The sequence below is a fragment of the Pseudonocardia sulfidoxydans NBRC 16205 genome, from assembly GCF_007989085.1.
Lineage (GTDB): Bacteria > Actinomycetota > Actinomycetes > Mycobacteriales > Pseudonocardiaceae > Pseudonocardia > Pseudonocardia sulfidoxydans.
Window position 1 is genome coordinate 45618 of the sequence record NZ_BJVJ01000019.1, and the last position, 25937, is coordinate 71554.

The following is a 25937-nucleotide window of genomic DNA, read 5'->3' on the forward strand; positions in this document are numbered from 1 at the left end:
CCTAGCCGGCCGGGGTGAGCGCGTCGGGGCGCTGCGCCGCCGCCGGGTGGTCGCGCTCCAGCGAGGCGCCCTCGACGTCGACGTTCGGCAGGATGCGGTCCAGCCACTTCGGCAGCCACCAGGCGGCGTCGCCGGCCAGGTGCATCAGCGCGGGGATGACGAGCATCCGGACGACGAAGGCGTCGAACAGCACGCCGAAGGCCAGTCCGAAGCCCATCGGCCGGATCATCGCGAGGTGGGAGAACACGAACCCGCCGAAGACGGAGAACATGATGATCGCGGCGGCGGTGACGACGGCGCGGCCCGCGTGCAGGCCCTCGGTGACCGCGCGGCGTGCCGGCGAGCCGTGGACGAACGCCTCCCGCATGCCGGAGACCAGGAACAGCTGGTAGTCCATGGCCAGGCCGAACAGGATGCCGACGAGCAGGGTCGGCAGGAAGTTCAGCACGGGCCCCGGGTCGTGCACACCGAACACCGGGCCGAGCCAGCCCCACTGGTAGATCGCGACGACCGCGCCCATCGCCGCGAAGTAGGACAGGACGAACCCGACGGTGGCCGTGACCGGTACCAGGATGGACCGGAACACGACGATCATGATCAGCAGCGACAGTCCGACGACGACCGCGAGGTAGATCGGCAGCGCCGCGGCGAGCTTGGCGGAGATGTCGATGTTGCCCGACGCCGAGCCGGCGACGCCCAGGGGCGTGCCGGGTTCGAACGGCGTCGTCATCGCGCGCAGGTCGTCGACGAGCTGCTCGGTCGCCTCGCTCGTCGGCCCGTCGGTGGGCACCACCTGGAACAGCGCGAACGACCCGTTCGGTGCGACGGCGACGGGCGCGACGGCCGCGACGTGCTCGGCGTCGCCGATCTGCTGCGCGACCGCGGCCTGCGCGGCGGTGCGGCCCTGCTCGTCGAGGCCCGGGGGCAGGTCCGCGACGACGACCAGGGGCCCGTTCGCCCCGGCCCCGAACTTGTCGGCGACCGTCGCGTACGCCTGGTACTGGGTGGAGTCCTGCGGCTCGGACGAGCCGTCGGGCAGCCCGAGGCGCATCGACAGCACCGGGACCGCGATCACGACCAGCAGCGCGATGCCGCCGACGGCGCGGAGCACGGCCTTGCCCGTCGACATCGGGGCGCGGTGGGGGGTCTGCGGGGCCGGGGGCTGCGAACGGGCCTTGCGCGACAACAGCCGCGGCCCGATCAGCGACAGCAGCGCGGGGGTGAGCGTCACCGCGACCAGCACGGCGACGGCGACGCACGCCGCGCCGACGACACCCATCAGGCCCAGGAACGGGATGCCCGTGATCGTCAGCGCCACCAGCGCGATGACGACGGTGAAGCCCGCGAAGACGACCGCGTTGCCCGACGTGCCGGTGGCCAGCGCGATCGACTCGCGCAGCGGGACGCCCGCGCGCAGCTGCCTGCGGTGACGGTTCACGACGAACAGCGCGTAGTCGATGCCCACCGCGAGGCCCAGCATGAGGCCCAGGATCGGGGTCACCGACGTCATCTCGACGAGCCCGGAGAACGCCATCGCGCCGGCCACGCCGACGCCGACGCCGACGAGCGCGGTGAGGATCGGCAGCCCGGCCGCGACGAGGGTGCCGAGCATGACCAGCAGCACGACCGCGGCGATCACGACGCCGACGACCTCGGCGGGGCCGGCGATGCCGTCGAGGTTCTGGGTGATCTCGGAGGAGAAGTCGATGTCGACACCCGGGATCGCTGCGTCGCGCATCGCTGCGGTGACGGCGTCCTTCGTCTCGGTGGGGATCGCCGTCTGCGACGCGCCGAACGCGACCGTGACGACGGCCGCGCTGCCGTCCTCGGAGACCGTGCGGATGCCGGCCGCGAGCGCCGCGAGGGACTCCCCCGCCGTCAGCTGCGCGGTCCCGGCGTCGAGGCCCGCGCGGGTCTGGTCGAGCTGCTGCTGTTGCGCGGCAAGGGCTTCGGCGGGCACACCCGAGGCCCGGGCGGCGTCGAGCTGCGCCTGCCCCGCTGTGAGCTGTGCCCGCGCCTGGTCGAGCTGTGCGCGCCCGCCCGCGAGCTGGCGCTCCTGGGCCGCGCGGCTCGCGGCGACGGCGAACGGGTCGACGACCTGGGTGACGCCGTCGATCCCGCCGACGCGCTGCAGCACCGACGACACCGCGGCGCGCTGCTCGTCGGTGAACGGCCGGCCGTCGGCCGTCGACAGGACGACCAGTCCGGTGCCGCCACCGGCGCCGGGGAGCTCGGCCTGCAGCCTTTCCGACACCTGCTCGGTCGGGGTGCCCGGGATGGAGGTCGCGCCCGTCAGGTTGACCCCCGTGACGAGGACGGCGACGACGGCCGCGGCGAGCAGGGCGGCCCAGGCCGTGACGACCCGCCACGGACGACGGGCCGCGAAGTGGCCGAGGCGGTACAGCAGTTCTGCCATGACGAGGAGACGCTCCCGGGAGGTGTAGCGGTCAGCGGCCGAAGCCCGTGCGAAGTGCGCTGGTCAGACGGTCGAGCAGGCGGGCCCACTCCCGACGCGAGGCGGCGTCGTCGACGGCTCCGGTGCGCTCCCACCAGTGCCCGTGCAGCACCTGGACACCGGAGAGCAGGGAGCCGACGACGAGCTGCACGTCGAGCGGGTCGACGCCGGGGTAGCGGGCGGCGACGACGCCGAGCAGGTGCCGGCCGCACCGCCCGAACGCGGCCTCGACGATCACCTCGACGCGGGCGTCCTGCTCGCCGCGGCCGCCGAGGACGTGGGTCAGGTAGGCCATCGGGCCCACGAGATCGGTGGCGTGCAACGCGCGGACGACGTCGTCGACCACCGCGGCCAGGCCCGGCTCCCCGGGCGGTGCGGCCGCCGTGGCTTCGACGAACCCGTCGACCAGGACGTCGAGCATCTCCGTGCAGGCGGCCAGCACGATCTCGTCGAGCGTCGCGAAGTGGTTGAAGACGGTCCGCCGCGACACCCCGGCCCGTTCGGCGACGGCGTCGACGGTGAGCCCCTGGCGGCCGCGCTCGTCGGTGAGGGCGAGGGCCGCGTCGATGAGCGCACGACGCGTCCGCGCCTTCTGCGCATCACGCACCGTCGGGGCCGTCACCCGGTCGAGGTTAGGAATCTCGCTGCACTCAGTGCAATGAGTCTCGTGCCACTCTTGGTGACGCACGCGTCCTCGTCGCGCTGGGCGTCGTCGTCAGTGACGGCGCTGCCGCAGCTGCGCCTCGTCCAGGTCGAGCTCGCGGCTGATCTCCACCACCGTCTCCCGGCCGATCTCGCCCTCGTCGTGCATCCGCCGCAGCGCCGCCCGCTCGACCTCGATCAGCCGCAACCGCAGGGCGCGCACGTCGAACGACCCGCCCGACCGGAGGCCGTCGCGGTCGCCGTCACCGGAGCCGTCGAGCCGGTCACGCAGGTGGTCGCGCCGAAGCTCCAGCACCTGCCGCAGCTCGTCGACACCCGGCGGCACCGGCTCCTCCCGCTCGGCGACCCCGTCGAGCTCGCGCAACGCCGCGTCGACGGCGGCCTGCCGGGCCCGCACCGACTCGGTCCGTTCCCGCGCGCCCGGACGCAGGTCCAGCGCACGCAGCAGCAGCGCCAGCGGCAGCGTCTGCCCGACGAGCGTCACCAGCACGACGACGACGGTGAGGAACACCAGCAGGTCGCGCCGCGGGAAGGGCGCACCGTCGGGGGTCGTCAACGGCAGCGACAGCACGACCGCGAGCGAGACGGCGCCCCGCGGCCCGCACCAGCCGACCGCGAGCCGCTCCCGCCACGGCATCTGCCCGACCGCCTCCTCGCGCACCGGCAGCAGCGACACCAGCGGCGCGGCCCCCAGCACCCACGCGAGCCGCACGACGACCACGACCACCGTGACCGCCACCGCCGCGCCGACGACAGGCCGGACGGCCTGGCCCTCGATGCCCCGGAACACCGTCGGCACCTGGACGCCGAGCAGGACGAACAGCAGCGCGACGAGCAGCGTGTTGGGGACGCGCCAGAACGTCTCGGCGTGCAGCCGGACCGTCGGTTCGACGAGGCCCCGGCCACGCACCCCGAGCCAGACGGCGGCGGTGACGGTCGCGAGCACCCCGGAGGCGTGCACCTGCTGCGCGGGCACGAACGCCAGGTACGGCACCAGCAGCGACAGCAGCACCTGCACGGCGATGTCGCGGATCCGTCGCCGCACCGCCGCCGCGACGAACCCGACGACGAGCCCCAGCCCGATCCCGCCGCCCACCTCGACGAGCAGCGCGAGCCCCACCTCACCGGTGGTCGTCGCCGCCCCGACCGCGCCGACCGCCACGGCGAACAGGGTGAGTGCGACGCCGTCGTTGACCAGCCCCTCGGCCTCCAGCACGGTGGCCATCCGCCGCGGCACCCCGAACCGGCGGAGCACCGACCCCGCGGCGACGGGATCCGGGGGCGCCACCGCCGCCCCGAACGCGATCGCCGCCGCCCACCCGACATCGGGGAACACCGCGAGCAGGGTCGCGGCCACGGCGAACGCGGTGGCGACGACCAGCCCGACGGCCTGACCGACCACCGGGACGAGGTGCCGCACGGTCTCGCGCAGGTCGCTGAAGAACGCGGCGTAGTAGATGAGCGGGGGCAGGAAGACGAGCAGCACGAAGTCCGGCGACAGCCGCAGCGCCTCCACCCCGGGCACGAACGCGGCGCCGACGCCCAGCAGGACGAACACCGCCGCCTCGGGCAGTCCGGTGCGCCGGCTGACCAACCGCCCGACGACGACCCCTGCCGCGAGGACGGCGACGACGAGCAGAACCTGCGCGGGCACCTGGGCGCGTTACCCCGCCGGCGGCCTGTGGACACCCGCGGCGGCGGTCGGTCGCGGTTCGGGGTGCGACCGTGGCGGGGCCCGGGTCAGGGGTGGGCCGGGGTCGTCACCGAACGTGGTCGGCGTCGTCGTGGTCGGCGTCGTGGTCGTGGTCGTCGTCGTGGTCGTGGTCGTCGTCGTGGTCGTGGTCGTGGTCGTCGTCGAAGGCGGCGGTGCCGCGCTTCCAGTAGCCGGTGATGCTGCAGTCGACACGCGGCACGCCCAGCACGTCGCGGGCCCAGCGGCGCAACGGTTTCACCGCGGCGGCCTCCCCCGCGATCCAGACGTGGACCCGCGCGTCCTGCGGTACCGCGATCGAGAGCACCGTCCGCACCCAGGTGTCGTCGAGGCCCGGCGCGGCGTCGCCCCGGTGCACCCACCGCACCTCGACACCCGGTGGCGCCGACAGCTCCGTCTCCTCGGAGGCGTCGGCGACCTCGATCACCGCCCAGCCGCGCGCGTCACGACCCATCCGCTCCAGCGACCGCGCGATCGCGGGCAACGCGGTGATGTCGCCGGCGAGCAGGTAGCGGTCGTAGGAGCCCGGTACGGCGAGGCCGCCGGGTGGTCCGGCGACGTGGACGAGGTCCCCGGGTGCCGCGGTCGCCGCCCAGGTCGCACCGACACCGTTGCCGTGCAGCGCGACGTCGAGATCGAGCTCGAGCGCGTCGGGATCGTGGCGACGCACGGTGTACTCGCGCGACGGCGGGGACGGCCTGGGCCACCGCAGCCCCGTCCCGTCCTGCTCCGGCAGCCGCAGGGTGCCGTCGGGATCCGGGAAGACGACGCGCACGTGCTCGTCGGGGACGTGGCTCACGAACCCCGCCAGCCCGGGGCCGCCCAACGTCAGCCGCCGCAGACCCGAGCCCAGCGGAGCGGTGCGCAGCACCTCGACGCGGCGGATGCCGATGAGGTAGGCCACCTTGGCGGCCGATGACCCGGCCAGCACCTCGGCGAGCAGATCACGGTGGCGGCGCCGGTCGCGATCGAGGTCGCGGCTCATCTCACTCCTGTCGATCGGGCCGTGCACGGCACCCGCTCCTCCGGGCTCCCGACCGTGCATCGACATTCTGATTTGGTGAGCCTGCCCTACGTTGCGCGCCCGCGCAGTGTGACGTGCGCCCGGTTCGCGGGTGCGCGTGCACCCCGGAGGGCGCCCGCCGCGGCCCTCCCCGCGCGGACGCCCTCCGATGTGGCCGGACTCAGGACAGCCGGACTCAGGACCGTCGGGCTCAGGACAGTCGGGCTCAGGACAGTCGGGCTCAGAAGCTGTCGGCGGTCCCGATGACGCGGTAGCTCGTCGTGCGGGGCGGACCCGAGAGGCCGACCTCGGCGATGACCTTCCGGATGTCGTCCTGCGCGGCGAAGAACGCGTCGAACTGCTCGCGCGTCTCCCACTCGTCGACGGCCATGACGTCGCCGTTCTCGTTCTCGACGAACATGTGGTGCAGCGCGCCCTTGCTCCGCCCGTCGGCGGTGATGGCCGTCATCGTCTCCGCGTTCCGCTGGTAGGCAGCGGTGAACGCGTCGACACGGGCACCGGGGAACTCCACGATCACGATCACACTCATCACTGACCTCCGTTCTCGTCGGGCTCGGGTCCGAGCGGACAGCGGGTCACAGCGTGGCCCTCCCGGCGGGGTCCGGGGAGGGCCGATGGTCCCGCGCGTGCGTCGCCGGACCGGTCGTCAGACCTGGCTCGCCGGTCGTGGCGCCGCACGCAGGGCTGCGGTCCGGTAGGCGTCCATGATGCTGATCGCGTAGACGAACAGCCCGCCGGCGAGGCGTCCGATCATCGAGTGGTCGGGTGTCGTCAGGTGGTAGGTGACCACGCCGAGCAGCAGGATGTAGAAGACGAACATCAAGCCGCGGACGGGGGTCCGGTTGAGGACGTGACCCGCCCCGGGCGCCACGATCGCAGCCGCGAGGACGAGCAGGGGCCGGCGGGATGTCATCGGATGTACTCCCGGGTCGGGTTCGTGGCACAGGCCGAGGCGAGGGTGTCGAGGCCCGTGAGCAGGGCCGCCAGCGTGAGCGGCGTGAGGGTGGGCATCCCGAAGTCGACGCGGCGCCCGGCCCGGTAGCGGGTCTGGTCGGCCTCGGCCAACCGGTACACGACGCGGACACCGGCGGGTCCGGCCTCGACCTCCTTGACCCGGTCGTCGCTCGCGAGTTCCCCGAGCGCCGCGAGCGCGGGTCCGGGCAGCCCGACGGCACGTGACGCCGCGATGCGGGCGGGCACCGGGAAGTCGTCCGGGGTGGGCAGCCGGTGGGCCAGGCAGGCGTTGCGCGAGAACACCTCCGTCCCGTTGGGACGGGTCAGGACGTCGACCGTCGCGTCGACGGTGACCGGCCGGGACACGGTGACGACGAGCCACAGCAGCGGCAGCTTGCGGAGCGTGAGGCTGTCGACGACGACCTCCGCCCGCACCGGGTGCCCGTCGTGGGACCCGGTGAGGACGGGGTGGCGGCCGCCTCCGGTGCTGACGTGGGCGTCGGTGAGCATCCACACGACCGCGTCGAACAGGCCGTCGCGTGCGACCCGTTCGGCCCGCGATCGACGGACCTCCCTGCAGGCCACCGCGGCCACCACCAGCGCGGCCAGCGTCAGGGTGACGGCCTGCTCAGTAGCCACGGGGCCGGGGCAGGTCGGCGGTGAACTGGGCGCCGCGTTTGACGTATCTGTATCGGCGTCGGACGAACCAGATCGACGCGAGCAGGTAGAACGCGAGCAGCGAGAGCAGCGCCGTGCCGTAGCCGAGGAACGTCGCGAAGAAGACGATGCCCGACAGCAGGAGCAGCGCGATCGCCGGTGCGGGGTGCAGCGGCAGGACGTAGCCACGGGTGATCGTGCCCATCGGCCAGAGCTTGCGGAACCGGATGAAGTTGGGGCCCATGAAGCTGTAGGTCAGCAGGCCGGACAGGATCGAGAACGTGATGACGGTGGCGAGCAGCGTCGGCTGGTTCAGCAGCACCGGCAGCAGCGCGAACGCGATCGCGATCGGCACCAGGAACACGACCGAGCGGAACGGCGTGTGGTACCGCGGATGGACCGCGCTGAACCAGGCCGGCAGGTAGCGGTCGCGGCTCATCGAGAACCAGGCGCGCGAGGCGTCGTTGATGCAGCCGTTGGCCGACGCGATCGTCGCGAACAGGGTGCCGAGCAGCAGCAGGAGCACGAGCACACCGCTGCCGCTGACGCGCGCGGCGTCGAACAGCGGCGTGATCGACACACCGAGGTAGTGCCACGGGAGCAGGCCCGCGCAGACGTACCAGGTGAGGCCGGCGGCGATGATCAGCGTCATGATCCCGGCCATGCTGCCGATCGGGACCGACCGCGACGCCGACCGGCACTCCTCCGCGGCCTGCGCGGTGCCCTCGATGCCGAGGTAGAACCACATCCCGAACTGGAACGCGGCGATGACCCCTATCCAGCCGTAGGGCAGGCCGTTGTCGAGGCTGCCGATCAGGCCGTCGAGGTGCAGCGAGACGGCGGGGTTCCAGCCGGAGACGCCGAAGAACAGCACGATGATCGTGACGAACGCGAACCCGGTGATGACGAAGTTGAGCGAGAGCGCCGCGAAGACGCCGCGGTAGTTGAGCCAGGCCAGCGCCATGATCGCGAGCGTCGCGAACGCGTACGGCGACAGCTCCTCCGAGCTGCCGGTCAGTGACGACAGCTGGCTGAGCAGGTAGCTGAGGACGTTGGCGTTGGCGGCCTCGAGCATCGTGTAGGCCAGCGTCAGGTAGAGCCCGACGTTGAACGCCATCAGCGGGCCGACCGTGTGCTTGGCCTGCGCGTACTGGCCGCCCGCGGCCGGGATCGCCGAGGTGACCTCGGAGTTGATCATCACGATGCACGTGTAGAGCAGGCCGACGAACCAGGCGGCGACCAGCGCTCCGTACATGCCGCCCTTCTCCACCGAGAAGTTCCAGCCCATGAACTCGCCGACGAGGACGATGCCCACACCGAGAGCCCAGATGTGCATGGGCGACAACACTTTGCGCAGCGCCGGTGCGTGGTGCCCGGGCGTCTGCGTCGCGACGGTGGGGGCACCCGACTCGCCCGCGGTTGTCATCGGCCGTCCTCCTTCGTGGACGGCGCGGCGGGGGCGGCGGCCTGCGGGTCGAGATCGTCGAACATCTCCGCGGCGTTGATCAGGTCCTTCTCGTCGTGGTTGCGCGAGACGCGGACGACGTCGTGGATCAGCCAGGCGGCGATCACCGCGCTGACGACCCAGGCGAGGAGGTTGAGGATGCTCGCGGTGGTCATGACGTCGGCTCCCGTTCGCTCGGCCCGAACCGCTCCTCGATGACCTCGCGGTACTCCCGGAACGAGGTGCGGTAGACGAAGGCCAGGTAGATCGCCAGCAGCGCCGCCGTGCCCAGCAGCGCCCAGACGTTGATCGCGTACTTGTCCTCCCTGTCGGTGTGCGCGTCGATCGCGGCGTTGACGGTGGCGAGGTCGGTGGTCCCGGAGTCGATGAGGGCCTGGTACTGCTCGCGTTCGGTCGGGTTGACCGGCATCTCGGCGACGGGTCGCTCCGCCGCGGCGGCGTCACCGCCGGACGCGGTGTCCTGCACCAGGAACGTCGTCACGAACAGGGTGGCGAACAGCAGGACGAGGATGGTCGCGGCGTCGACGAGCTGTCCGCGCCGGCCCTGCTCGGGGGGCTGGTACTCGGCCATGGGATCAGTCCTGCTTCCCGCGCGCGGCACGGAGCTGGTCGAGGTGCATGACGTCGGGCCGGTAGATCAGGTCGCGGTTGGCCGCGTACCGCGTGAGCAGCGCGAGCAACGACGCCGTGTTGAACACCCCGAGCAGCAGGGTGGCCACGGCGAGGACGACCGTGATCGCGGGCGTGGGAGCGACCGAGGTGGCGGCGAAGAACACGAAGACCAGGACCACCCACATGAGAACGGTGAAGGTGATCGCGAGAATTCGGTCCCGGCGCGCCAACGCGGCCATACGTGAATCGAGGGATGCGGGCACGGCGACTCCGTGAGGATGGTGCGGTGTTCGCACAACGAATTCGAACACCGCTCGTCGAATCCGCCGGGAAGCGGACGTGGCGGCCTCACGACCTGTTCCACACCCGCGGGAGCGGCGGCTGTCTGCTGGTGACGGACGTGTCCGACCCCGCTACGACGAGTCCACCGAATGGTGGAAACACGTTTCCCGACTCATGGACGTCCCCCTTCGACGATGAAGGAATGGCGTGACCCGGTCGTTTCCCGTGCAGCTCCGGGCCGACAATGCCAGGCAACCGCGAAATGAGATCGGCGGCGCTCCGCGTGCCTCGACAGTAGAGACCGGACCCCCCGCTGCCAACCCTGTGACACGAATCCACGCGAGAATTGTCGGCGCATCTTTTCCCACCCTGCGAAACATGCCTGTAATGTGCCGCCGGCCGTTCCGGCAAGTACGCTCGCTCCGCTCGTGCCGGTCACCGACGGCAGAAAGGCAGGTGCGGATGCACGGTGTCGCTCGCCCCGAGCTGCCCACCCGGTCGTCGGTGACCGGGCTCGACCGACGACGCCTCGGACCGCTGCCCGTGCTCGCGCAGTCGGTCGCCGCCGTGGCCCCGAGCGGCGCCGCCGCGATCATCCCGGCGATCGTCCTGGGGGCGACCGGACCGGGCGCGCTGCTCGCGTTCGTCTGCACGACGGTCGTGTGCATGCTCGTCAGCTGGTGCATCCAGCAGTTCGCCTGCCGGATGCGCGCTCCGGGCGGGCTCTACAGCTACAGCGCGCGGGCCCTGCATCCCGGCGGCGCGCTCGTCACGGGCTGGTCCGCGCTGCTCGGCTACGCGGTCGTGGCCATGGCGGGTCTGCTCGCCGTCGGCCTCTACCTGGCCGACCTGGCCCAACGCCTCGGCGCGCCGGCGTCGATCGGTCCCCCGCTGGCCGCCGGGTTCGTGCTCGTGGCCGGGGTGACGGTCGGCGTCATCCTCGTCGCCGGGATCCGGCTGTCGGCGCGGGTCACGCTGCTCGTCGAGTCGGTGTCGATCCTGCTGGTGCTCGTCGTGCTGATCATGCTGTTCGTCGTCGTGCTGCCCACGGCCGACCTGTCGGCGGTGCTCGCGTGGAAGCCCGACATCCGCCCGCTCGCGGTCGGCATCGTCATCGCGATCAGCGCGTTCATCGGTTTCGAGAGCGCGACGACGCTGAGCGTCGAGGCGGCCAAGCCGCTGGAGTCGGTGCCGCGCGCCGTCCGCTGGACCGTGCCCGCCGCCGGCGTGCTCTACGTGTTCTCCAGCCTCGTGCAGTCGGTGGCGATGCCGTCGCCGACGATCACCCACGAGGTCACGCCGGTGACCGACCTCGTCTCGCTGCACGAGCCGATGGTCATGTCGATCGTGCTCGACCTGGCCATCGCGGCGTCGTGGTTCAGCTGTGCACTCGCGTCGTTGAATGCGCTGGTCAGGGTGCTGTTCTGCATGGGCCGCGAAGGGGTGGTCCCCCGCGGGCTGGGCCACACCCATCCCCGCTACCGCACGCCGTCGCGCGCCCTGGCCGTCGTGCTGCCCCCGGTCGTCGTGACGCCCTTCGTCCTGATCCTGGCCGGCGCGCAACAACACGCGCTGGCCGACCTGCTCACCCTGTCCGCGCTGGGCTACCTGGGCACCTACGTCGTCGTCTGCGTCGCGACACCGCTGTTCCTGCGGCGCATCGGCGAGGCGACCAGGGCGAGCTGGATCGTCTCGGTCACCGCGGCCCTGCTGCTGACGGTGATCATCGCGCTCGCGATCGTGCAGACGTTCAGCGAACAACCGGTGCTCGTCTCGGTGTTCCTGGCCGTGCTGTTCGGCAGCGGCTGCCTCGCGCTGGTGTTCCGGCGACGAGCACCCGCGCGGCTGGCGGCCGTCGGCGTGTACGACGAGACGATCGCCTCGGACGTCTCCCGGGGAGCGCAGCGAGGGATCTTCCGGTGACGTCGGGGCCACTGGGGCGGGGCAGGCCACCCGCGCCGATCGACGGGGCGATGCGGCTCGTCGAGGGCGTCGCACGGCTGGGCACGGGTGTGACCGCGAAGGAGCTCGCGGCGTTCGTCGGGATGCCGCCCGCGACCTGCTACCGGCTGCTGAACACGTTGACGGCCAGCGAGTTCCTGGTCCGCGTCGACGACCTGCGCGGCTTCGCCATCGGCCGCAAGATGGACGAGATCGTGACGGCGGCGGTGTCGCCGTTCGTGCCGTCGGCCGCCCGCGACGTGCTGGAGGAGCTGCGGGGACGCATCCGGTTCGGGGTGCATCTGATGATCTACCTGGGCGACACGGTCCGGGTGGGCGACCAGGACCCCGACCGGCCGCTGCACTCCGAGCACGACCTGCTGCGCCATCCGCACGCCTCGGCGGCGGGGAAGCTGCTGCTCGCGCACCTGCCGGACTGGCGCCAGGCGCTGCCGCACCTGCGACAGCTGACCGAGCACACGATCATCGATCCGGACGTGCTCGACGCCGAGCTCGCGCAGGTGCGCCGCACCGACGTCGCGCACCAGCGCGGCGAGCTGACCGACGGGATCGCCTGCTGCGCCACGCCGATCCGCAGCCGTGGCGGCGATGTCGTGGGCGCACTGTGCCTGGCCGGGCCGGCGGCGCGCGCGTCGGTGATGACCGAGCAGATCGGGGCGACGATGGAGGCGGCGAAGCTGTTGTCGGACCTGATCAGCTGACGGTGGTCCCGAAGGACTCCGGCGACGGCGGCTCCGTCGCGAAGACGATCGCCCGCAGCTGTGTGCGGGTGTGCTCGATGTGGTCGCGCATGGCGGCGGCCGCGGCGTCGACGTCGCCCTTCTCGACGGCCCGGAACACCGTCTCGTGGTCGTCGACCGACTCCTGTACGGGGTCGATGAACGGGAGCAGGTCATGGGTGTTGAACAGCTCCGCGCGGGTCGACTCGACGGCCGCGCCGAGCCGGGAGCTGCGGGCCGCGCGCGCGAGGGAGGCGTGGAACCGGGAGTCGGCCAGCCGGAACGCCGTGCGGTCGTGGGCGACGGTGAGGTCCTCGATCGTCGCCCGGACGGCCGCGAGGTCCTCGGGTGCGCGGCGGGCCGCGGCGAGGCGTGCGGTCTCGGTCTCCAGGCCGATGCGGAAGTCGATGATGTCGTCGAACTCGCCGGACACGGTGCGCATCCGGGCGCGCCAGCGGGCGACGGGCACCTCCAGCTCGGTGACGTAGGTGCCGCCCCGTGCGCCGCGGCGGACCTCGACGTACCCGTCGTTCTGCAGCGTCTTGAGCGCCTCGCGCAGGCTCAGGCGCGCGATCCCGAGCTGTTCGGCCAGCTCGCGTTCGGCCGGCAACCGGTCGCCGGGCCCCACCTCGCCCAGGTGGATCAGACGCCGGAGGTGGTCGGCGACGACCTCCGTCAACGTCTGCGTGGTGACCCCGTTCGCCATGGATTCCACGGTAACCGCCTCTCCCCGGCACCCTCGTCGGCGGCTGCGCCGGACGCCCTTGACATCGGTGGCCAGGGATGGTGCCCTACAAAGGTACAAGGTCTATACCTTGCACCAAAACCTTTCCCGGGCACTCGTCGACGAGGACGTCGTCCACGCGAGTCCGGCTCCCACGTCGGAAGGAGGCGGTGGCACATGTGCGGCATCGTCGGACTGCACCTGAAGAACCCCGCGCTGCAGCCGGAGCTCGGTCGGCTCTTCGTGCCGATGATCGAGGCGATGACCTCACGCGGCCCGGACAGCGCCGGTCTCGCGCTCTACGACGACACGGGCATGCACGTCGTCAAGGACGTGGGGCTGCCCCGCGACATCTGCGCCGCGCACGACATCGCCTCGCGCAGCGGCTACCAGGCCGTCGGGCACACCCGGATGGCCACCGAGTCGGCGATCACCCCCGAGCACGCGCACCCGTTCACCCCGGCGCCCGGTCTCGCGTTGGTGCACAACGGCTCGTTCTCCAACCACGCGTCGGTGCGCCGGAACCTGGCCTTCGACGGGATCACCTGCACCACCGACAACGACTCCGAGGTCGCGGCGCGGTTCATCGGTCGCGAGATCGCGCGCGGCGCCGACCTCGAGGACGCCATGCGGATGGTGCTCAAGGAGTTCGACGGGTTCTTCACCCTGCTCGTGACCACCGCGACCCAGTTCGCGGTGTTGCGCGACTCGTTCGCCTGCAAGCCTGCCGTGATCGCCGAGACCACCGACTACGTTGCGATGGCCTCGGAGTACCACGCCCTGGCCGAGCTGCCGGGGATCACCGACGCCCGGATCGTCGAGCCCGAGCCGGAGAGGGTCTACGCATGGTCGCGCTGAACGCCGGGATCACCCAGGAGCTGAAGATCGACCTCGCCACCAGCTCGATCCGCGAGCTGAACGCCGAGCTGCACGCCCCGACGGCACGGCGCTACGAGGTGCACAACCCCCGCGGTGCGGAGGCCATCGCGGTCGGCCTGCGCGACGAGATCGACGTCGAGATCCACGGCCCGGCCGGCTACTACTGCGCCGGGATGAACATGCACGCCGACATCGTCGTGCACGGCAACGTCGGCACCGGCGTCGCGGAGAACATGATGTCGGGCTCGGTGCGGGTCAGGGGCGACGCGTCGCAGTCCGCCGGGGCCACCGCGCACGGCGGTCTGCTCGTGATCGAGGGCAGCGCGTCGATGCGGTGCGGGATCTCGATGAAGGGCGTCGACATCGTGGTGGGCGGCAACGTCGGGCCGATGAGCGCGTTCATGGCCCAGGCCGGCCGGCTGGTCGTGTGCGGGGACGCCGGGGAGGGCCTGGGCGACTCGATCTACGAGGCGCGGCTCTACGTCCGCGGCAGCGTCGCGTCGCTGGGTTCGGACTGCGTCGAGAAACAGATGCGCGACGAGCACGTCGCCGAGCTGACCGAGCTGCTCGCCGCCGCGGGCATGGACCACGACGTCTCGCAGTTCCGCCGCTTCGGCTCGGCCCGCCGGCTCTACCACTTCGCCGCCCACAACTCGGCCGCCTACTGACCCGCGCCCGACGTTCCCAGGGAGCCTTCGATGACCGATCCCACCCAGGCCGGGCTGCGCGAGTCCGCCACGTTCGACCGCGCCACCATCGCCGGCATCCAGCGGGCCGCCGAGACCGGCGTCTACGACATCCGCGGCTGGGGCGCCAAGCGCGCCGTCCCGCACTTCGACGACCTGCTGCTGCTGGGCGCGAGCATGTCGCGCTACCCGCTGGAGGGCTACCGCGAGCGCTGCGACACCGACGTCGTCCTCGGCGACCGGCACGCGCGCAACCCGCTGCACCTCGACATCCCGGTCACGATCGCCGGGATGAGCTTCGGCGCCCTGTCCGCGCAGGCCAAGGAGGCGCTGGGCCGCGGCGCCACGGAGGTCGGCACCTCGACCACCACCGGCGACGGCGGGATGACCCCCGAGGAACGCGGCCAGTCCAAGAACCTCGTCTACCAGTACCTGCCCTCGCGCTACGGGATGAACCCCGACGACCTGCGCTCGGCCGACGCGATCGAGATCGTGCTGGGCCAGGGCGCCAAGCCCGGCGGTGGCGGCATGCTGCTCGGGCAGAAGATCAGCGACCGCGTCGCCGGCATGCGCACCCTGCCCGCCGGGATCGACCAGCGCAGCGCGTGCCGCCACCCCGACTGGACGGGCCCGGACGACCTGACGATCAAGATCCTCGAGCTGCGCGAGATCACCGACTGGCAGAAACCGATCTACATCAAGGTCGGCGCCACCCGCACCTACTACGACGTGAAGCTCGCGGTCGCCGCGGGCGCCGACGTCGTGGTCGTCGACGGGATGCAGGGCGGCACCGCCGCCACCCAGGAGGTGTTCATCGAGCACGTCGGAATCCCGACGCTGGCCGCGATCCCGCAGGCCGTGCAGGCGCTCGCGGAGCTGGGCCTGCACCGCAAGGTGCAGCTGATCGTCTCCGGCGGCATCCGCACCGGCGCCGACGTCGCGAAGGCGATGGCGCTGGGCGCCGACGCCGTCGCGATCGGCACCGCCGCGCTGATCGCGCTGGGCGACAACCACCCCCGCTACGCCGACGAGTACGCGAAGATCGGCTCGGCGCCGGGCTACTACGACGACTACCAGGACGGGCGCGACCCCGCCGGGATCACCACGCAGGACCCGGAGCTCTCGGCGCGGCTCGACCCGGTCGAGGGCGGCCGCCGCGTCGCCAACTATCTGCGGGTACTGACGTTGGAGGCGCAGACCCTCGCGCGGGCCTGCGGGAAGGCGCACCTGCGCAACCTGGAGCCCGAGGACCTCGTCGCGCTGACGATCGAGGCCGCGGCGATGGCCCGGGTGCCACTCGCCGGCACCTCGTGGATCCCCGGTCAAGGCTTCTAGTACTCGCTCTTCACACCCGATGAAGGAGTTGGCATGAGTGACGGACGGGACGACCTCGCGGCACGGGCCGACGAGGACGGGATCGAGTTCTTCCTCGCGATGTTCGTCGACATGCACGGCAAGCCGTGTGCGAAGGCGGTACCGCGGTCGAGCCTGAACATGCTGATGGACGGCGGTGCGGGCTTCGCAGGGTTCGCCGCGGGCGACATCGGCCAGGGCCCGGCCGACCCGGACCTCACGGTGCTGCCCGACGCCGCGTCCTACACCCGGGTGCCGTGGAAGCCGGGCGTCGCGGTGCTGCACTGCGACCCGCAGGTCGACGGGGAGCCCTGGCCCTACGCGCCCCGGGTCATCCTCAAGCGGCTGCTGTCCCAGCTCGAGGCCGAGCGCGGGTGGGTGCTCAAGACCGGTGTCGAGGCCGAGTACTCGCTGCTGCGCCGCGCCCCCGACGGCGGCCTGGAGATCGCCGACGCGCTCGACAGCTCGGCCAAGCCCTGCTACGAGGTCAAGGGCCTGACCCGCATGTGGGACTTCCTCTCGACGCTGTCCACGCACATGAACGAGCTCGGGTGGGGCAACTACGCCAACGACCACGAGGACGGCAACGGCCAGTTCGAGAGCAACTTCACCTACTCCGACGCCGTCACCACGGCCGACCGGACGATCTTCTTCCGGTACATGGTCCACATGCTCGCCCACGACGCCGGCATGACGGCGACGTTCATGCCCAAGCCGTTCAGCAACGTCACCGGCAACGGCCTGCACACCCACCTGAGCCTGTGGACCGCCGACGACGAGCCGCTGTTCGCGGGCGACGGTGACACGCTCGGCCTGTCCAAGATCGCCTACCAGTTCGTCGCGGGCCTGCTCGACCACGGCCGCGCGAGCGCCGGCATCATCTGCCCGACCGTCAACTCCTACAAGCGCATCGGCGTCGGCGCCCCGGACTCGGGAGCCACCTGGGCCCCCGCCTACGTCGCCTACGGCGGCAACAACCGCAGCCTGCTGCTGCGGGTGCCGGAGGGTGGCCGCGTCGAGCACCGCGGCGTGGACGGTTCGGCCAACCCGTACCTGTCGTCGGCCGTGCTGCTGGCCGGGGGTCTCGACGGCATCGACCGCGCCCTCGACCCGGGCGAGCAGACCACCGACAACCTGTTCGCGCTCGACCCGTCCGAGGTCGCCGCACGCGGGATCGAGCACCTGCCCCGTTCGCTGGACCGTGCCGTCGACGAGCTCGTCGAGGACTCGGTGCTGCGCCGCGGGCTGGGGGTCCTGCCCGACGGCAGCGACTTCGTCGACTACTTCGCCGGCGTCAAGCGCGCCGAGTTCGACGCCTACCACTCGACGGTCTCCCAGTGGGAGATCGACCGCTACCTCACCCAGTTCTGACCCAGACCCAGTTCGGAGAGAAAGCCGGAATGAGCCGCAACGGACAACGCACACCGCGGTACTCCGCGTGGAGCCTGGTCAGACACGGCCTCGGCGCGGGCGGCGAGTGGGGGCGCGCGTTCCGCCACCACACACCGAGACAGGCCTACGACGTCGTCATCATCGGTGGCGGCGTGCACGGGCTGGCCACCGCGCACTACCTCGCCGAGAACCACGGCATCACGAACATCGCGGTCCTGGAGAAGTCCTACATCGGGTCGGGTGGATCGGGGCGCAACACCGCGATCCTGCGGTCGAACTACCTGACCCCCGAAGGCGTCCGGTTCTACGACCGGTCGGTGAAGCTCTACGAGCACCTCGCCGCCGACCTGAACTTCAACGTCATGTTCTCCCAGCGCGGACACATGACGTTGGCCCACAACGACAGCTCGCTGCGCACGATGCACTGGCGCGCCGAGGTCAACAAGCTGCAGGGCGTCGACTCGTCGGTGATCGACCCGGGCGAGATCAAGAAGCTCGTCCCGTACATGGACGTGTCCGCCTCGACGCGCTACCCGATCCTCGGCGCGCTCTACCACCCGCCGGGCGGCATCATCCGCCACGACGCGGTGGTGTGGGGCTACGCCCGCTCCGCCGACGCCCACGGCGTGCACATCCACCAGAAGACCGAGGTCGTCGGCATCGACGTCACGTCGAACCGGGTGACCGGGGTGCGCACCGCCGACGGCCGCCGGATCAGCGCACCGGTGGTGGTCAACTGCACCGCCGGGTGGTCGACCCTGATCTCGGACATGGTCGGCGTCGACATGCCGGTGCAGACGTTCCCGCTGCAGGCCGCGGTCACCGAACCGGTGAAACCGTTCCTCGACACCGTCGTCGTGTCGGGCACGCTGCACACCTACGTCAGCCAGACCGACCGCGGCGAGCTGGTGTTCGGCGCGAGCGTCGACCCGTTCGCCTCCTACTCCACACGCGGGTCGCTCGACTTCGTCGAGGGCCTCGCCGGGCACGTGCTCGAACTCATGCCGGCGCTGTCGAAGATGCGGCTGCTGCGCCAGTGGGCGGGCCTGTGCGACATGACCCCCGACTACTCCCCGATCATGGGCCTGACCCCGGTCGAGGGCTTCTTCGTCGACGTCGGCTGGGGCACCTACGGCTTCAAGGCGGGACCCGTGTCGGGCGAGGCCATGGCCGCGTGCATCGCGCACGGCAAACCGCCGGAGATCATCGCCGCGTTCGGCCTCGACCGGTTCGAGGAGGGCCGCCTCGTCGGTGAGAAGGGTGCGGCCGCCGTCGGGCACTGAGCCGCCGCCCATACCCGTTATCGAACCCGGAGACCTTTCATGATGTTGCTGACGTGCCCGAACTGCGGGGCTCGCAACGTGAGCGAGTTCCGCTACGTCGGAGAGGCGAAGTCCCGGCCCGACCCGGAGACGGCCACGCCCGAACAGTGGCGCCGGTACCTGTACTTCCACCGCAACCCGGCCGGCTGGATCAAGGAGACCTGGTACCACGGCTCGGGGTGCCGGCGGTACTTCGGGATCGAGCGCAACACCGTCGACAACGCGCAGCGTCCGGCGGGGGTGACGTCGTGAGCCGCGCCCGCCCCGGTGGCAGCCACCGGCTCGGTGCCCGGCCCGGTGAGGTCATCGACCGCAGCCGGACCATCGAGTTCCGGTGGAACGGCGTCACCCACACCGCGCACCCCGGCGACACGATCGCCTCCGCGCTGGCCGCCGCCGGTGTGCGAGTGTTCGCGCGCAGCTACAAGTACCACCGCCCGCGCGGCCTGCTCACCGCCGACATCTTCGACCCGGGCGCCATCCTGCAGGTCGGCGACGAGCCCAACGTCCGTGCCGCGCACCGGCTCGTGGAGGCGGGCATGGACGTGCGCTCGCAGAACACGTGGCCGTCGCTGCGCTACGACGTCAAGGCGGTCAACCAGCTCGCGGGCCGCTTCCTCGCCACCGGCTTCTACTACAAGACGTTCATCAAGCCCGAACGGCTGTGGCCGACCTACGAGAAGGTGCTGCGCCGGTTCGTCCACGCGGGCGAGGTGTCCCCGGACAGCGAGCAGCCCTACTTCGACAAGCGCTACGCCCACCCCGACGTCCTCGTCGCCGGTGGCGGGCCCGCCGGGATGGCCGCCGCGGTCGCGGCGGCGCGGGCCGGGGCGAGCGTCATGCTCGTCGAGCAGGAGCACCAGCTGGGCGGGCACCTGCGCTGGGGCGACGCCGAGGACCTGCGGTGCCGCGACGAGCTCGTCGCCGCGGTCGAGGCCGAGTCGAACATCGAGGTCCTCACCGACTCGGTGGTCGCCGCGCGCTACGACGACAACTGGCTCGCCGTCGTCCAACGTGGACTCCCCCACGTCGCCGAGCGGCTGGTCAAGGCGCGCGCGGGCACGCTCGTCGTCGCGGCCGGGCTGATCGAACGCCCGTACGTGTTCGCGGGCAACGACCTTCCCGGCGTCATGCTGTCGACGGCCGTCCGCCGGCTGCTCAACCTGTACGCGGTGCGCCCGGGCAGCCGCGCCGTCGTGTTCACGGCCAACCCCGAGGGTGATGCCGCGGCCGCCGACCTCCGCGCGGCCGGGGTCGACGTCGTCGAGGTCGACGCCCGGCACGGCCGGACCGTCGTGCGCGCCACCGGGCGCGGCGGCGTCGAGGCCGTCGAGCTGTCCGACGGCAGCCGGATCGAGGCCGACCTGCTCGTCACCGCCGTCGGGTGGACGGCGCCGACGTCGCTGCTCAACATGTCCGGCGCCAACCCCGGCTACCGGCCCGACGCGGCCCGGTTCGTGCCCGACCCGGCCGCGACGCCCGCCGCCGTGATCGCCGTGGGTGGCATCGCCGGCGACGGCACCCGCGACGAGCTCGTCGCGCACGCCGACGCGGCGGGACGCGAGGCCGCGGCGCGTGCGCTGGCGCTCGCGGCGAGCCGCGCCGGTTCGGCGGACACGCGCGATCCCGTGGCGGTCCCGCAGCTGGGGCTGCATCACCACCCGGAGCTGTTCTTCGCGCTGCCGACCGGCGGGTTCGTCGACATGTCCGAGGACGTGTCGGCCAAGGACATCCTGACGGCGGTGAAGGAGGGCTACGACTCCTCCGAGCTGGTCAAGCGGTACACGACCGCGACGATGGGCCCGGCCCAGGGCAAGCTCGAGACCGTCAACACCGTCGCGCTCGTCGCCCACGCGACCGGGAAGACGATCGCCGAGACCGGCGCGACGACGTGGCGCCCGATGTACACGCCGATCACCCTCGGAGCCCTCGCGGGACGCAAGTTCGAGCCGGTGCGGCACTCCCCCATGCAGCCCTGGCACACCTCGCACAAGGCCGCCCCGCTCATCGCGGGCCAGTGGATCCGCCCCGAGCACTACGGCGACCCCGTGGCCGAGGTCCGCAACGTCCGCCAGAACGTCGGGATCATCGACGTCACGCCGATCGGCAAGCTCGACCTGCAGGGCCCCGACGTCGCGAAGCTGCTCAACCTGCTCTACGTCAACAAGTGGTCCCAGCTCGGGATCGGGCGGGTCCGCTACGGCGTCATGTGCGCCGAGGACGGCGTCGTCCTCGACGACGGCGTCACCGGCCGGCTCGCCGAGAACCACTACCTGATGTCGACGACGTCCTCGGGCGCCGGGACCGTCTGGGAGTGGGCCGAGAACTGGCTGCAGACCGAGCACCCCGAGTGGCAGGTCCACGTCACCCCGGTGACCACGGCGTACGCCAGCATCAACGTCGCGGGCCCGAAGTCGCGTGAGCTGCTCGCCCGGCTGACCGACGTCGACCTCGACAACGCCGCGTTCGGCTACATGAACGTGCGCACCGGCACGATCGCCGGCGTCGCCGACTGCGTGTTGTGGCGCATCGGGTTCACCGGCGAGCTGTCCTACGAGCTGCACGTCCCCGCGAGCTACGGGCTGCACGTGTGGGAGACGCTCATGGCCACGGGCGCCGACCTGGGCATCGCCCCGTTCGGTGTCGAGGCCCAGCGGATCCTGCGCCTGGAGAAGGGCCACCTCATCGTCGGCCAGGACACCGACGGGCTCACCAAGGCCTACTCCGCGGGCCTGGACTGGGCGGTCAAGCTCGACAAGCCCGACTTCGTCGGCAAGCCCGAGCTGGCCTGGCAGGCCGCGCGCGGGGAACACCCGAAGCTCGTCGGGCTCCGCCCGCTCGACACCTCGGTCGTCCCCGAGGAGGCCGCCCAGATCATCAGCGACGGCGGCTACATCGTCGGCCGGATCACCTCCAGCCGGCTCTCGCCGACGCTGGGCCGCCCGATCTGCCTCGGGCAGGTCGACGCGCACCTGGCCGACCCCGGCACCCGCCTCACCGTCCGGCTGCGCAACGGCAGCGACACGACGGTCGAGGTCACCGCCGAGCACGCCCACTTCGATCCCGAGGGAGAACGTCAGCGTGTCTGACATCGCCGCTGCGCCGATCGCCCGCACCGCACTGTCGTTCCCGGGACCGGTGCGCACCACCGACGGCTGGGAGACGACCGCGCGCCACGCCGCGGGCGGGCTCCGGCTCGCCGACCTCGGCCCGCTGGTCAAGCTCACCGTCCGCGGCCCCGCCGACGGTTCCGTGCGCGCCGCGCTCGGGACGTCGTTCGGGCACACCGTCCGCCCGCGCGGCGGGCCGCTGGCCGGCGCGCTCGTCGTCGGGTCCGGGCCCGGCGAGTGGCTGGTCCTCGGTGCCCCCGGCACCGGTGGCGAACTGCTCGCGGGGGTCCGCTCGATCATCGCCGACAGCGGCGAGTTCGCCTCCGTCGTCGACGTGACCCACGGCCGGGCGCTGGTCCGGCTCACCGGCGCCGACACCCCGCTGCTGCTGTCCAAGGTCTGCGCCGTCGACCTCGCCGACCGCGTCGTCCCCGACGGCGCCGCGTTCCGGTCGTCGGTGGCGCGGGTCGTCACCGACGTCGTGCGCGACGACGTCGACGGCACCCGCTCCTACCTCCTGCACTGCGAGCGCTCGTCGGGCCAGTACCTCGCCGACTCGCTGGTCGACGCAGGCATCGAGTACGGGATCGAGGTCGGCGCTCCGACCGAGCACGACGACGCCACGGGTCACCCGCGATGACACAGACGACCGTCACCCCACCGCCGACGACCCGGGTCGCCACCGGCCCGGGCCCGGTCGCCGCCACCCCGAGCTCGTCCAACCTCGGACGGCTGCTCGCGTCGTGCGTCGACCGGCCCGGGATCGTCTCGGCGATCACGGCGTTCCTCCACTCCCGTGGGGCGAACATCGTGCAGTACGACCAGGAGACCACCGACCCGGTCGGTGGTCGCTTCTTCCAGCGCCTGGTGTTCCACCTCCCCGACCTCGCCGAGCGGCTGCCCCGGTTCTCCGCCGAGTTCGCCACCGAGGTCGGCGACCGGTTCGACATGACGTGGCGGATGCGCGACGTCGACGTGGCACCCCGCGTGGCAGTGTTCGTGTCACGCTACGACCACTGCCTGCTGGACCTGTTGTGGCGCTGGCGACGCGGCGACCTGCCGATCGACATCGTGCAGGTGGTCTCCAACCACCCGGACATGGCCGAGGCCGTCGCCGGGTTCGGGGTCCCCTACGAACACATCCCCGTCACCAAGGCCACGAAGCCGCAGGCCGAGCAGGCCCAGATCGATCTGCTGCACGGTCGCGTCGACCTGGTCGTGATGGCCCGGTACATGCAGATCCTCTCCGGTGACCTGCTGGACCGCATCGGTGCACCCGTCATCAACATCCACCACTCGTTCCTGCCCGCGTTCGCCGGCGCCGGACCGTACGAGCGCGCGAAGCAACGCGGGGTGAAGCTCATCGGCGCCACCGCCCACTACGCCACCGAGGACCTCGACGAGGGTCCGATCATCGAGCAGGACGTCATCCGCGTCACCCACCGCAGCAGCGCCGCCGACCTGGTCCGTCTCGGCGCCGACATCGAACGCACCGTCCTGGCCCGTGCGGTGAAGTGGCACTGCGAGGACCGCGTCATGGTCAACGGCCGCACCACCATCGTCTTCTGAATCGTTGTCCGAATCGTCTTCCGAGGAGGTACCCATGCCCGCGACGGTCATCGACGGCAGGGCGCTCGCCGCCCGCCTCCGCGAGGAGGTCGCCACACAGGTGGCATCGATGCAGGAACCACCCGGGCTCGCGACACTGCTGGTCGGCGACGACGCGGCGTCGGAGATCTACGTTCGCAACAAGCGACGGCTGTGCACCCAGGTCGGCATGCGCGACCTGCACCGGCACCTGCCCGCCGACGTCAGCCAGGGCGAGCTCGCCGCGATCATCAGCGACCTCAACGCCGACCCCGCGGTCACCGGAATCCTGCTGCAGCTGCCACTGCCGAAGCACCTGCGCGCCGACGACCTGCTCGCCCTGATCGACCCGGACAAGGACGTCGACGGCCTCACCGAGGCCAGCGCGGGACGCCTCGCCCTCGGCAAACCCGGGCTGCGCCCCTGCACGCCGTCGGGGGTGATCCGGATGCTCGACAGCGCCGGCGTCGAGCTCCGGGGCAGGCACGCCGTCGTGGTGGGCCGGTCGAACCTGGTGGGCAAGCCGCAGGCCCAGCTGCTGCTGGAACGCGACGCGACCGTCTCGATCTGCCACCGGCACACCACCGACCTGGCCGCGATCACCCGCACCGCCGACGTGCTCGTCGTCGCCGCGGGCGTGCCGCACCTGGTGGGCGCCGACGCGGTCGCACCGGGCGCCACGGTGATCGACGTCGGCATCCACCGGACCGACACGGGACTGTGCGGGGACGTCGACACCGCGGCTGTCGCAGAGGTGGCCGGCGCGGTCACGCCCGTGCCCGGCGGGGTCGGGCCCATGACCATCGCGATGCTGCTGTGGAACACGGTCGAGGCCGCGCGGCTGCGCTCCGCGGCGACCGCCGCGGCCGTCTGACTGCGTCGACGATGAACGCCGGCCTACGGCGGCGAGCCGCGGCGTGGGCGACGTAGTGTCGCGACCATGACCGCAGCACGGGTCCTGCTCGACCTCGACGACTCCTACGCCCGCGACGTCCCGGGGATGTCGCTGCCGTGGTCGGCGGCCGAGGCACCGGCACCGAGGCTGCTCGTGCTCGACGAGGAGCTCGCCGCCGAACTGGGCGCCGACCCCGCGGCGCTGCGCGAGCCTGCCGGGGTGTCGTGGCTGGTGGGCAACGGTCTGCCCGACGGGGTGACCCCGACCGCGCAGGTGTACTCCGGCCACCAGTGGGGCGTCTACAAGCCCCGCCTCGGCGACGGGCGCGCGCTGCTGCTCGGCGAGGTCGTCGACACCGGCGGCCGGCGTCGTGACCTGCACCTGAAGGGCACCGGGCCCACGCCGTTCTCCCGCGGGTACGACGGCATGGCCGCGGTCGCGCCGATGCTGCGCGAGTACCTGATGGGCGCGGCCATGCACGCGTTGGGTATCCCGACCACGCGTGCGCTGGCCGTCGTCGCGACCGGTGCCCTGGTGGAGCGCGACCGACCGCTGCCGGGCGCGGTGCTGTGCCGGGTCGCGTCGAGCCACCTGCGGATCGGGACGTTCCAGTACGCCGCGGCCGCGGACGACCCCGGCATGCTGCGGGCCCTCGCCGACCACACCATCGCCCGCCACCACCCGGAGGCGGCCGACGCGGCGCGGCCCTACCTCGACCTCTTCCGTCGCGTCGTCGACGTCCAGGCCTCGCTCGTGGCCCGCTGGATGCTCGTCGGGTTCGTCCACGGCGTGATGAGCACCGACAACACGACCGTCTCGGGCGAGACGATCGACTACGGCCCCTGCGCGTTCATGGACGCCGTCGACCCCGCGACCGTGTTCAGCTCCCTCGACGACAAGGGCCGCTACGCCTACGGCAGGCAACCGTCGATCCTGCAGTGGAACCTCGCCAGGCTGGGCGAGGCCCTCCAGCCCCTGATCGGCGACCCCGCGGCCACCGAGGCCGTTCTCGCGTCCTACCCCGACACCTACGAGCACCACTGGGCGGCCGGCATGGCCGCGAAGCTGGGCCTCACCGGGCCGGACCACGCGCTCGGCACCGACCTGATGGCGCTGTTGCACGCGCAGCGCGTCGACTTCACGACGTTCTTCCGGGCGCTCGCGGCCGGCACCGCCCGCGACCTGTTCCTCGACCGGGACGCGTTCGACGCCTGGGCCGCGCGCCGCGAGGCGGCGCTGCCGCCGGACCGGGCGCGCGTCGCGAGCGACATGGACCGGGTCAACCCCGCGGTCGTCCCGCGCAACCACGTCGTCGACGCGGCGTTGCGGGCCGCCGAGGACGGCGGCCTCGCACCGTTCCACCGGGTGCTCGACGCGGTCCGGGCCCCGTTCGAGGAGCGCTCCGGCACCGCGGACCTCGCCCGGCCCGCACCCCTCGGGGCGCAGCCGCACGTCACCTACTGCGGCACCTGACCCCGCCGGGCG

25 protein-coding genes are annotated in these 25937 nt (G+C 72.1%); 13 read left to right on the forward strand and 12 right to left on the reverse strand.

All coding sequences use genetic code 11. The features are described 5' to 3' along the window. Position 1: 1 nt before the first annotated feature. From PSU4_RS11960 to PSU4_RS12010, 11 genes are all read right to left on the reverse strand, one after another. Positions 2 to 2416, reverse strand: coding sequence for an MMPL family transporter (locus PSU4_RS11960; RefSeq protein WP_147106538.1), 2415 nt, complete (start codon positions 2414 to 2416; stop codon positions 2 to 4). Positions 2417 to 2447: 31 nt separating this feature from the next. Next, positions 2448 to 3077, reverse strand: a complete 630-nt coding sequence (locus PSU4_RS11965) for a TetR/AcrR family transcriptional regulator (protein ID WP_186816889.1) — start codon at positions 3075 to 3077, stop codon at positions 2448 to 2450. Positions 3078 to 3170: 93 nt separating this feature from the next. Continuing rightward, positions 3171 to 4772, reverse strand: coding sequence for a Na+/H+ antiporter (locus PSU4_RS11970; protein WP_147106544.1), 1602 nt, complete (start codon positions 4770 to 4772; stop codon positions 3171 to 3173). A gap of 106 nt (positions 4773 to 4878) precedes the next feature. Next, the gene (locus PSU4_RS11975) at positions 4879 to 5814 is read right to left on the reverse strand and encodes a siderophore-interacting protein (RefSeq protein WP_147106547.1); all 936 of its coding nucleotides are present in this window, start codon (positions 5812 to 5814) and stop codon (positions 4879 to 4881) included. A 259-nt stretch (positions 5815 to 6073) separates the two neighbouring features. Then, a complete protein-coding gene (locus tag PSU4_RS11980) occupies positions 6074 to 6382 on the reverse strand; it encodes a hypothetical protein (RefSeq protein ID WP_147106550.1) in 309 nt (102 codons plus the stop codon). Between the two features lie 117 nt (positions 6383 to 6499). Next, on the reverse strand, positions 6500 to 6766 hold the full coding sequence (locus PSU4_RS11985) for a hypothetical protein (RefSeq protein WP_147106553.1): 267 nt from the start codon (positions 6764 to 6766) through the stop codon (positions 6500 to 6502). Continuing rightward, positions 6763 to 7446: a hypothetical protein gene (locus PSU4_RS11990; protein WP_147106556.1), complete on the reverse strand. Its 684-nt coding sequence runs from the start codon at positions 7444 to 7446 to the stop codon at positions 6763 to 6765. Before PSU4_RS11990 ends, PSU4_RS11985 begins: the two co-directional genes overlap by 4 nt. Next, the gene (locus PSU4_RS11995; protein WP_147106560.1) at positions 7436 to 8890 is read right to left on the reverse strand and encodes an APC family permease; all 1455 of its coding nucleotides are present in this window, start codon (positions 8888 to 8890) and stop codon (positions 7436 to 7438) included. The genes PSU4_RS11990 and PSU4_RS11995 overlap by 11 nt, the downstream gene beginning before the upstream one ends. Then, positions 8887 to 9084, reverse strand: coding sequence for a hypothetical protein (locus PSU4_RS12000; RefSeq protein WP_147106563.1), 198 nt, complete (start codon positions 9082 to 9084; stop codon positions 8887 to 8889). The genes PSU4_RS11995 and PSU4_RS12000 overlap by 4 nt, the downstream gene beginning before the upstream one ends. Beyond that, the gene (locus tag PSU4_RS12005) at positions 9081 to 9500 is read right to left on the reverse strand and encodes a hypothetical protein (protein WP_147106566.1); all 420 of its coding nucleotides are present in this window, start codon (positions 9498 to 9500) and stop codon (positions 9081 to 9083) included. The genes PSU4_RS12000 and PSU4_RS12005 overlap by 4 nt, the downstream gene beginning before the upstream one ends. 4 nt (positions 9501 to 9504) lie before the next feature. Then, positions 9505 to 9804: a hypothetical protein gene (locus tag PSU4_RS12010; RefSeq protein WP_147106569.1), complete on the reverse strand. Its 300-nt coding sequence runs from the start codon at positions 9802 to 9804 to the stop codon at positions 9505 to 9507. A gap of 481 nt (positions 9805 to 10285) precedes the next feature. On the opposite strand from PSU4_RS12010, the gene PSU4_RS12015 reads away from it, so the two are divergent. Next, positions 10286 to 11746, forward strand: a complete 1461-nt coding sequence (locus PSU4_RS12015; RefSeq protein WP_186816890.1) for an APC family permease — start codon at positions 10286 to 10288, stop codon at positions 11744 to 11746. Beyond that, positions 11743 to 12486 carry an IclR family transcriptional regulator gene (locus PSU4_RS12020; protein ID WP_147106574.1) on the forward strand — a complete coding sequence of 248 codons (744 nt, stop codon included), beginning with the start codon at positions 11743 to 11745 and terminating at the stop codon, positions 12484 to 12486. Before PSU4_RS12015 ends, PSU4_RS12020 begins: the two co-directional genes overlap by 4 nt. On the opposite strand, the gene PSU4_RS12025 is transcribed toward PSU4_RS12020, so the two are convergent. Beyond that, positions 12479 to 13210, reverse strand: a complete 732-nt coding sequence (locus PSU4_RS12025; protein WP_147106577.1) for a FadR/GntR family transcriptional regulator — start codon at positions 13208 to 13210, stop codon at positions 12479 to 12481. The genes PSU4_RS12020 and PSU4_RS12025 overlap by 8 nt on opposite strands. Positions 13211 to 13405: 195 nt before the next feature. Here PSU4_RS12025 and PSU4_RS12030 point away from each other — a divergent pair, with 195 nt between their 5' ends. The 11 genes from PSU4_RS12030 (at position 13406) to PSU4_RS12080 (ending at position 25925) form a co-directional block, all read left to right on the forward strand. After that, the gene (locus tag PSU4_RS12030; protein ID WP_147106581.1) at positions 13406 to 14086 is read left to right on the forward strand and encodes a class II glutamine amidotransferase domain-containing protein; all 681 of its coding nucleotides are present in this window, start codon (positions 13406 to 13408) and stop codon (positions 14084 to 14086) included. Next, the gene (locus PSU4_RS12035) at positions 14074 to 14775 is read left to right on the forward strand and encodes a GltB/FmdC/FwdC-like GXGXG domain-containing protein (RefSeq protein ID WP_147106584.1); all 702 of its coding nucleotides are present in this window, start codon (positions 14074 to 14076) and stop codon (positions 14773 to 14775) included. Before PSU4_RS12030 ends, PSU4_RS12035 begins: the two co-directional genes overlap by 13 nt. 30 nt (positions 14776 to 14805) lie before the next feature. After that, positions 14806 to 16128, forward strand: coding sequence for an FMN-binding glutamate synthase family protein (locus tag PSU4_RS12040; protein WP_147106587.1), 1323 nt, complete (start codon positions 14806 to 14808; stop codon positions 16126 to 16128). Between the two features lie 33 nt (positions 16129 to 16161). Continuing rightward, a complete protein-coding gene (gene glnT, locus PSU4_RS12045) occupies positions 16162 to 17517 on the forward strand; it encodes a type III glutamate--ammonia ligase (protein ID WP_147106591.1) in 1356 nt (451 codons plus the stop codon). A gap of 29 nt (positions 17518 to 17546) precedes the next feature. After that, complete coding sequence (locus PSU4_RS12050; protein ID WP_246115064.1) at positions 17547 to 18821, forward strand: FAD-dependent oxidoreductase; 1275 nt, start codon at positions 17547 to 17549, stop codon at positions 18819 to 18821. 39 nt (positions 18822 to 18860) lie between these two features. Further along, positions 18861 to 19112 (forward strand): sarcosine oxidase subunit delta, encoded by a 252-nt coding sequence (locus PSU4_RS12055; protein WP_147106593.1) that lies wholly within the window; start codon positions 18861 to 18863, stop codon positions 19110 to 19112. Next, positions 19109 to 21949 (forward strand): 2Fe-2S iron-sulfur cluster-binding protein, encoded by a 2841-nt coding sequence (locus tag PSU4_RS12060; RefSeq protein ID WP_147106595.1) that lies wholly within the window; start codon positions 19109 to 19111, stop codon positions 21947 to 21949. The genes PSU4_RS12055 and PSU4_RS12060 overlap by 4 nt, the downstream gene beginning before the upstream one ends. Further along, complete coding sequence (locus PSU4_RS12065; protein WP_186816891.1) at positions 21942 to 22610, forward strand: sarcosine oxidase subunit gamma; 669 nt, start codon at positions 21942 to 21944, stop codon at positions 22608 to 22610. The genes PSU4_RS12060 and PSU4_RS12065 overlap by 8 nt, the downstream gene beginning before the upstream one ends. Next, positions 22607 to 23539, forward strand: coding sequence for a formyltetrahydrofolate deformylase (gene purU / locus PSU4_RS12070; RefSeq protein WP_147106598.1), 933 nt, complete (start codon positions 22607 to 22609; stop codon positions 23537 to 23539). The genes PSU4_RS12065 and purU overlap by 4 nt, the downstream gene beginning before the upstream one ends. A gap of 34 nt (positions 23540 to 23573) precedes the next feature. Next, on the forward strand, positions 23574 to 24431 hold the full coding sequence (folD, locus tag PSU4_RS12075) for a bifunctional methylenetetrahydrofolate dehydrogenase/methenyltetrahydrofolate cyclohydrolase FolD (protein WP_147106601.1): 858 nt from the start codon (positions 23574 to 23576) through the stop codon (positions 24429 to 24431). Between the two features lie 66 nt (positions 24432 to 24497). After that, the gene (locus PSU4_RS12080) at positions 24498 to 25925 is read left to right on the forward strand and encodes a protein adenylyltransferase SelO (protein ID WP_147106603.1); all 1428 of its coding nucleotides are present in this window, start codon (positions 24498 to 24500) and stop codon (positions 25923 to 25925) included. The last annotated feature ends 12 nt before the right edge of the window (positions 25926 to 25937 follow it).

Bases quoted from the DNA above. Each gene is read 5' to 3' on its own strand.
- PSU4_RS11960 (WP_147106538.1), bottom strand. From the start codon at position 2,416: ATGGCAGAACTGCTGTACCGCCTCGGCCACTTCGCGGCCCGTCGTCCG.
- PSU4_RS11975 (WP_147106547.1), bottom strand. From the start codon at position 5,814: ATGAGCCGCGACCTCGATCGCGACCGGCGCCGCCACCGTGATCTGCTC.
- PSU4_RS11980 (WP_147106550.1), bottom strand. From the start codon at position 6,382: ATGAGTGTGATCGTGATCGTGGAGTTCCCCGGTGCCCGTGTCGACGCG.
- PSU4_RS11985 (WP_147106553.1), bottom strand. From the start codon at position 6,766: ATGACATCCCGCCGGCCCCTGCTCGTCCTCGCGGCTGCGATCGTGGCG.
- PSU4_RS11995 (WP_147106560.1), bottom strand. From the start codon at position 8,890: ATGACAACCGCGGGCGAGTCGGGTGCCCCCACCGTCGCGACGCAGACG.
- PSU4_RS12000 (WP_147106563.1), bottom strand. From the start codon at position 9,084: ATGACCACCGCGAGCATCCTCAACCTCCTCGCCTGGGTCGTCAGCGCG.
- PSU4_RS12005 (WP_147106566.1), bottom strand. From the start codon at position 9,500: ATGGCCGAGTACCAGCCCCCCGAGCAGGGCCGGCGCGGACAGCTCGTC.
- PSU4_RS12015 (WP_186816890.1), top strand. From the start codon at position 10,286: ATGCACGGTGTCGCTCGCCCCGAGCTGCCCACCCGGTCGTCGGTGACC.
- PSU4_RS12025 (WP_147106577.1), bottom strand. From the start codon at position 13,210: ATGGCGAACGGGGTCACCACGCAGACGTTGACGGAGGTCGTCGCCGAC.
- PSU4_RS12030 (WP_147106581.1), top strand. From the start codon at position 13,406: ATGTGCGGCATCGTCGGACTGCACCTGAAGAACCCCGCGCTGCAGCCG.
- PSU4_RS12035 (WP_147106584.1), top strand. From the start codon at position 14,074: ATGGTCGCGCTGAACGCCGGGATCACCCAGGAGCTGAAGATCGACCTC.
- PSU4_RS12040 (WP_147106587.1), top strand. From the start codon at position 14,806: ATGACCGATCCCACCCAGGCCGGGCTGCGCGAGTCCGCCACGTTCGAC.
- glnT (WP_147106591.1), top strand. From the start codon at position 16,162: ATGAGTGACGGACGGGACGACCTCGCGGCACGGGCCGACGAGGACGGG.
- PSU4_RS12050 (WP_246115064.1), top strand. From the start codon at position 17,547: ATGAGCCGCAACGGACAACGCACACCGCGGTACTCCGCGTGGAGCCTG.
- PSU4_RS12055 (WP_147106593.1), top strand. From the start codon at position 18,861: ATGATGTTGCTGACGTGCCCGAACTGCGGGGCTCGCAACGTGAGCGAG.
- purU (WP_147106598.1), top strand. From the start codon at position 22,607: ATGACACAGACGACCGTCACCCCACCGCCGACGACCCGGGTCGCCACC.
- folD (WP_147106601.1), top strand. From the start codon at position 23,574: ATGCCCGCGACGGTCATCGACGGCAGGGCGCTCGCCGCCCGCCTCCGC.
- PSU4_RS12080 (WP_147106603.1), top strand. From the start codon at position 24,498: ATGACCGCAGCACGGGTCCTGCTCGACCTCGACGACTCCTACGCCCGC.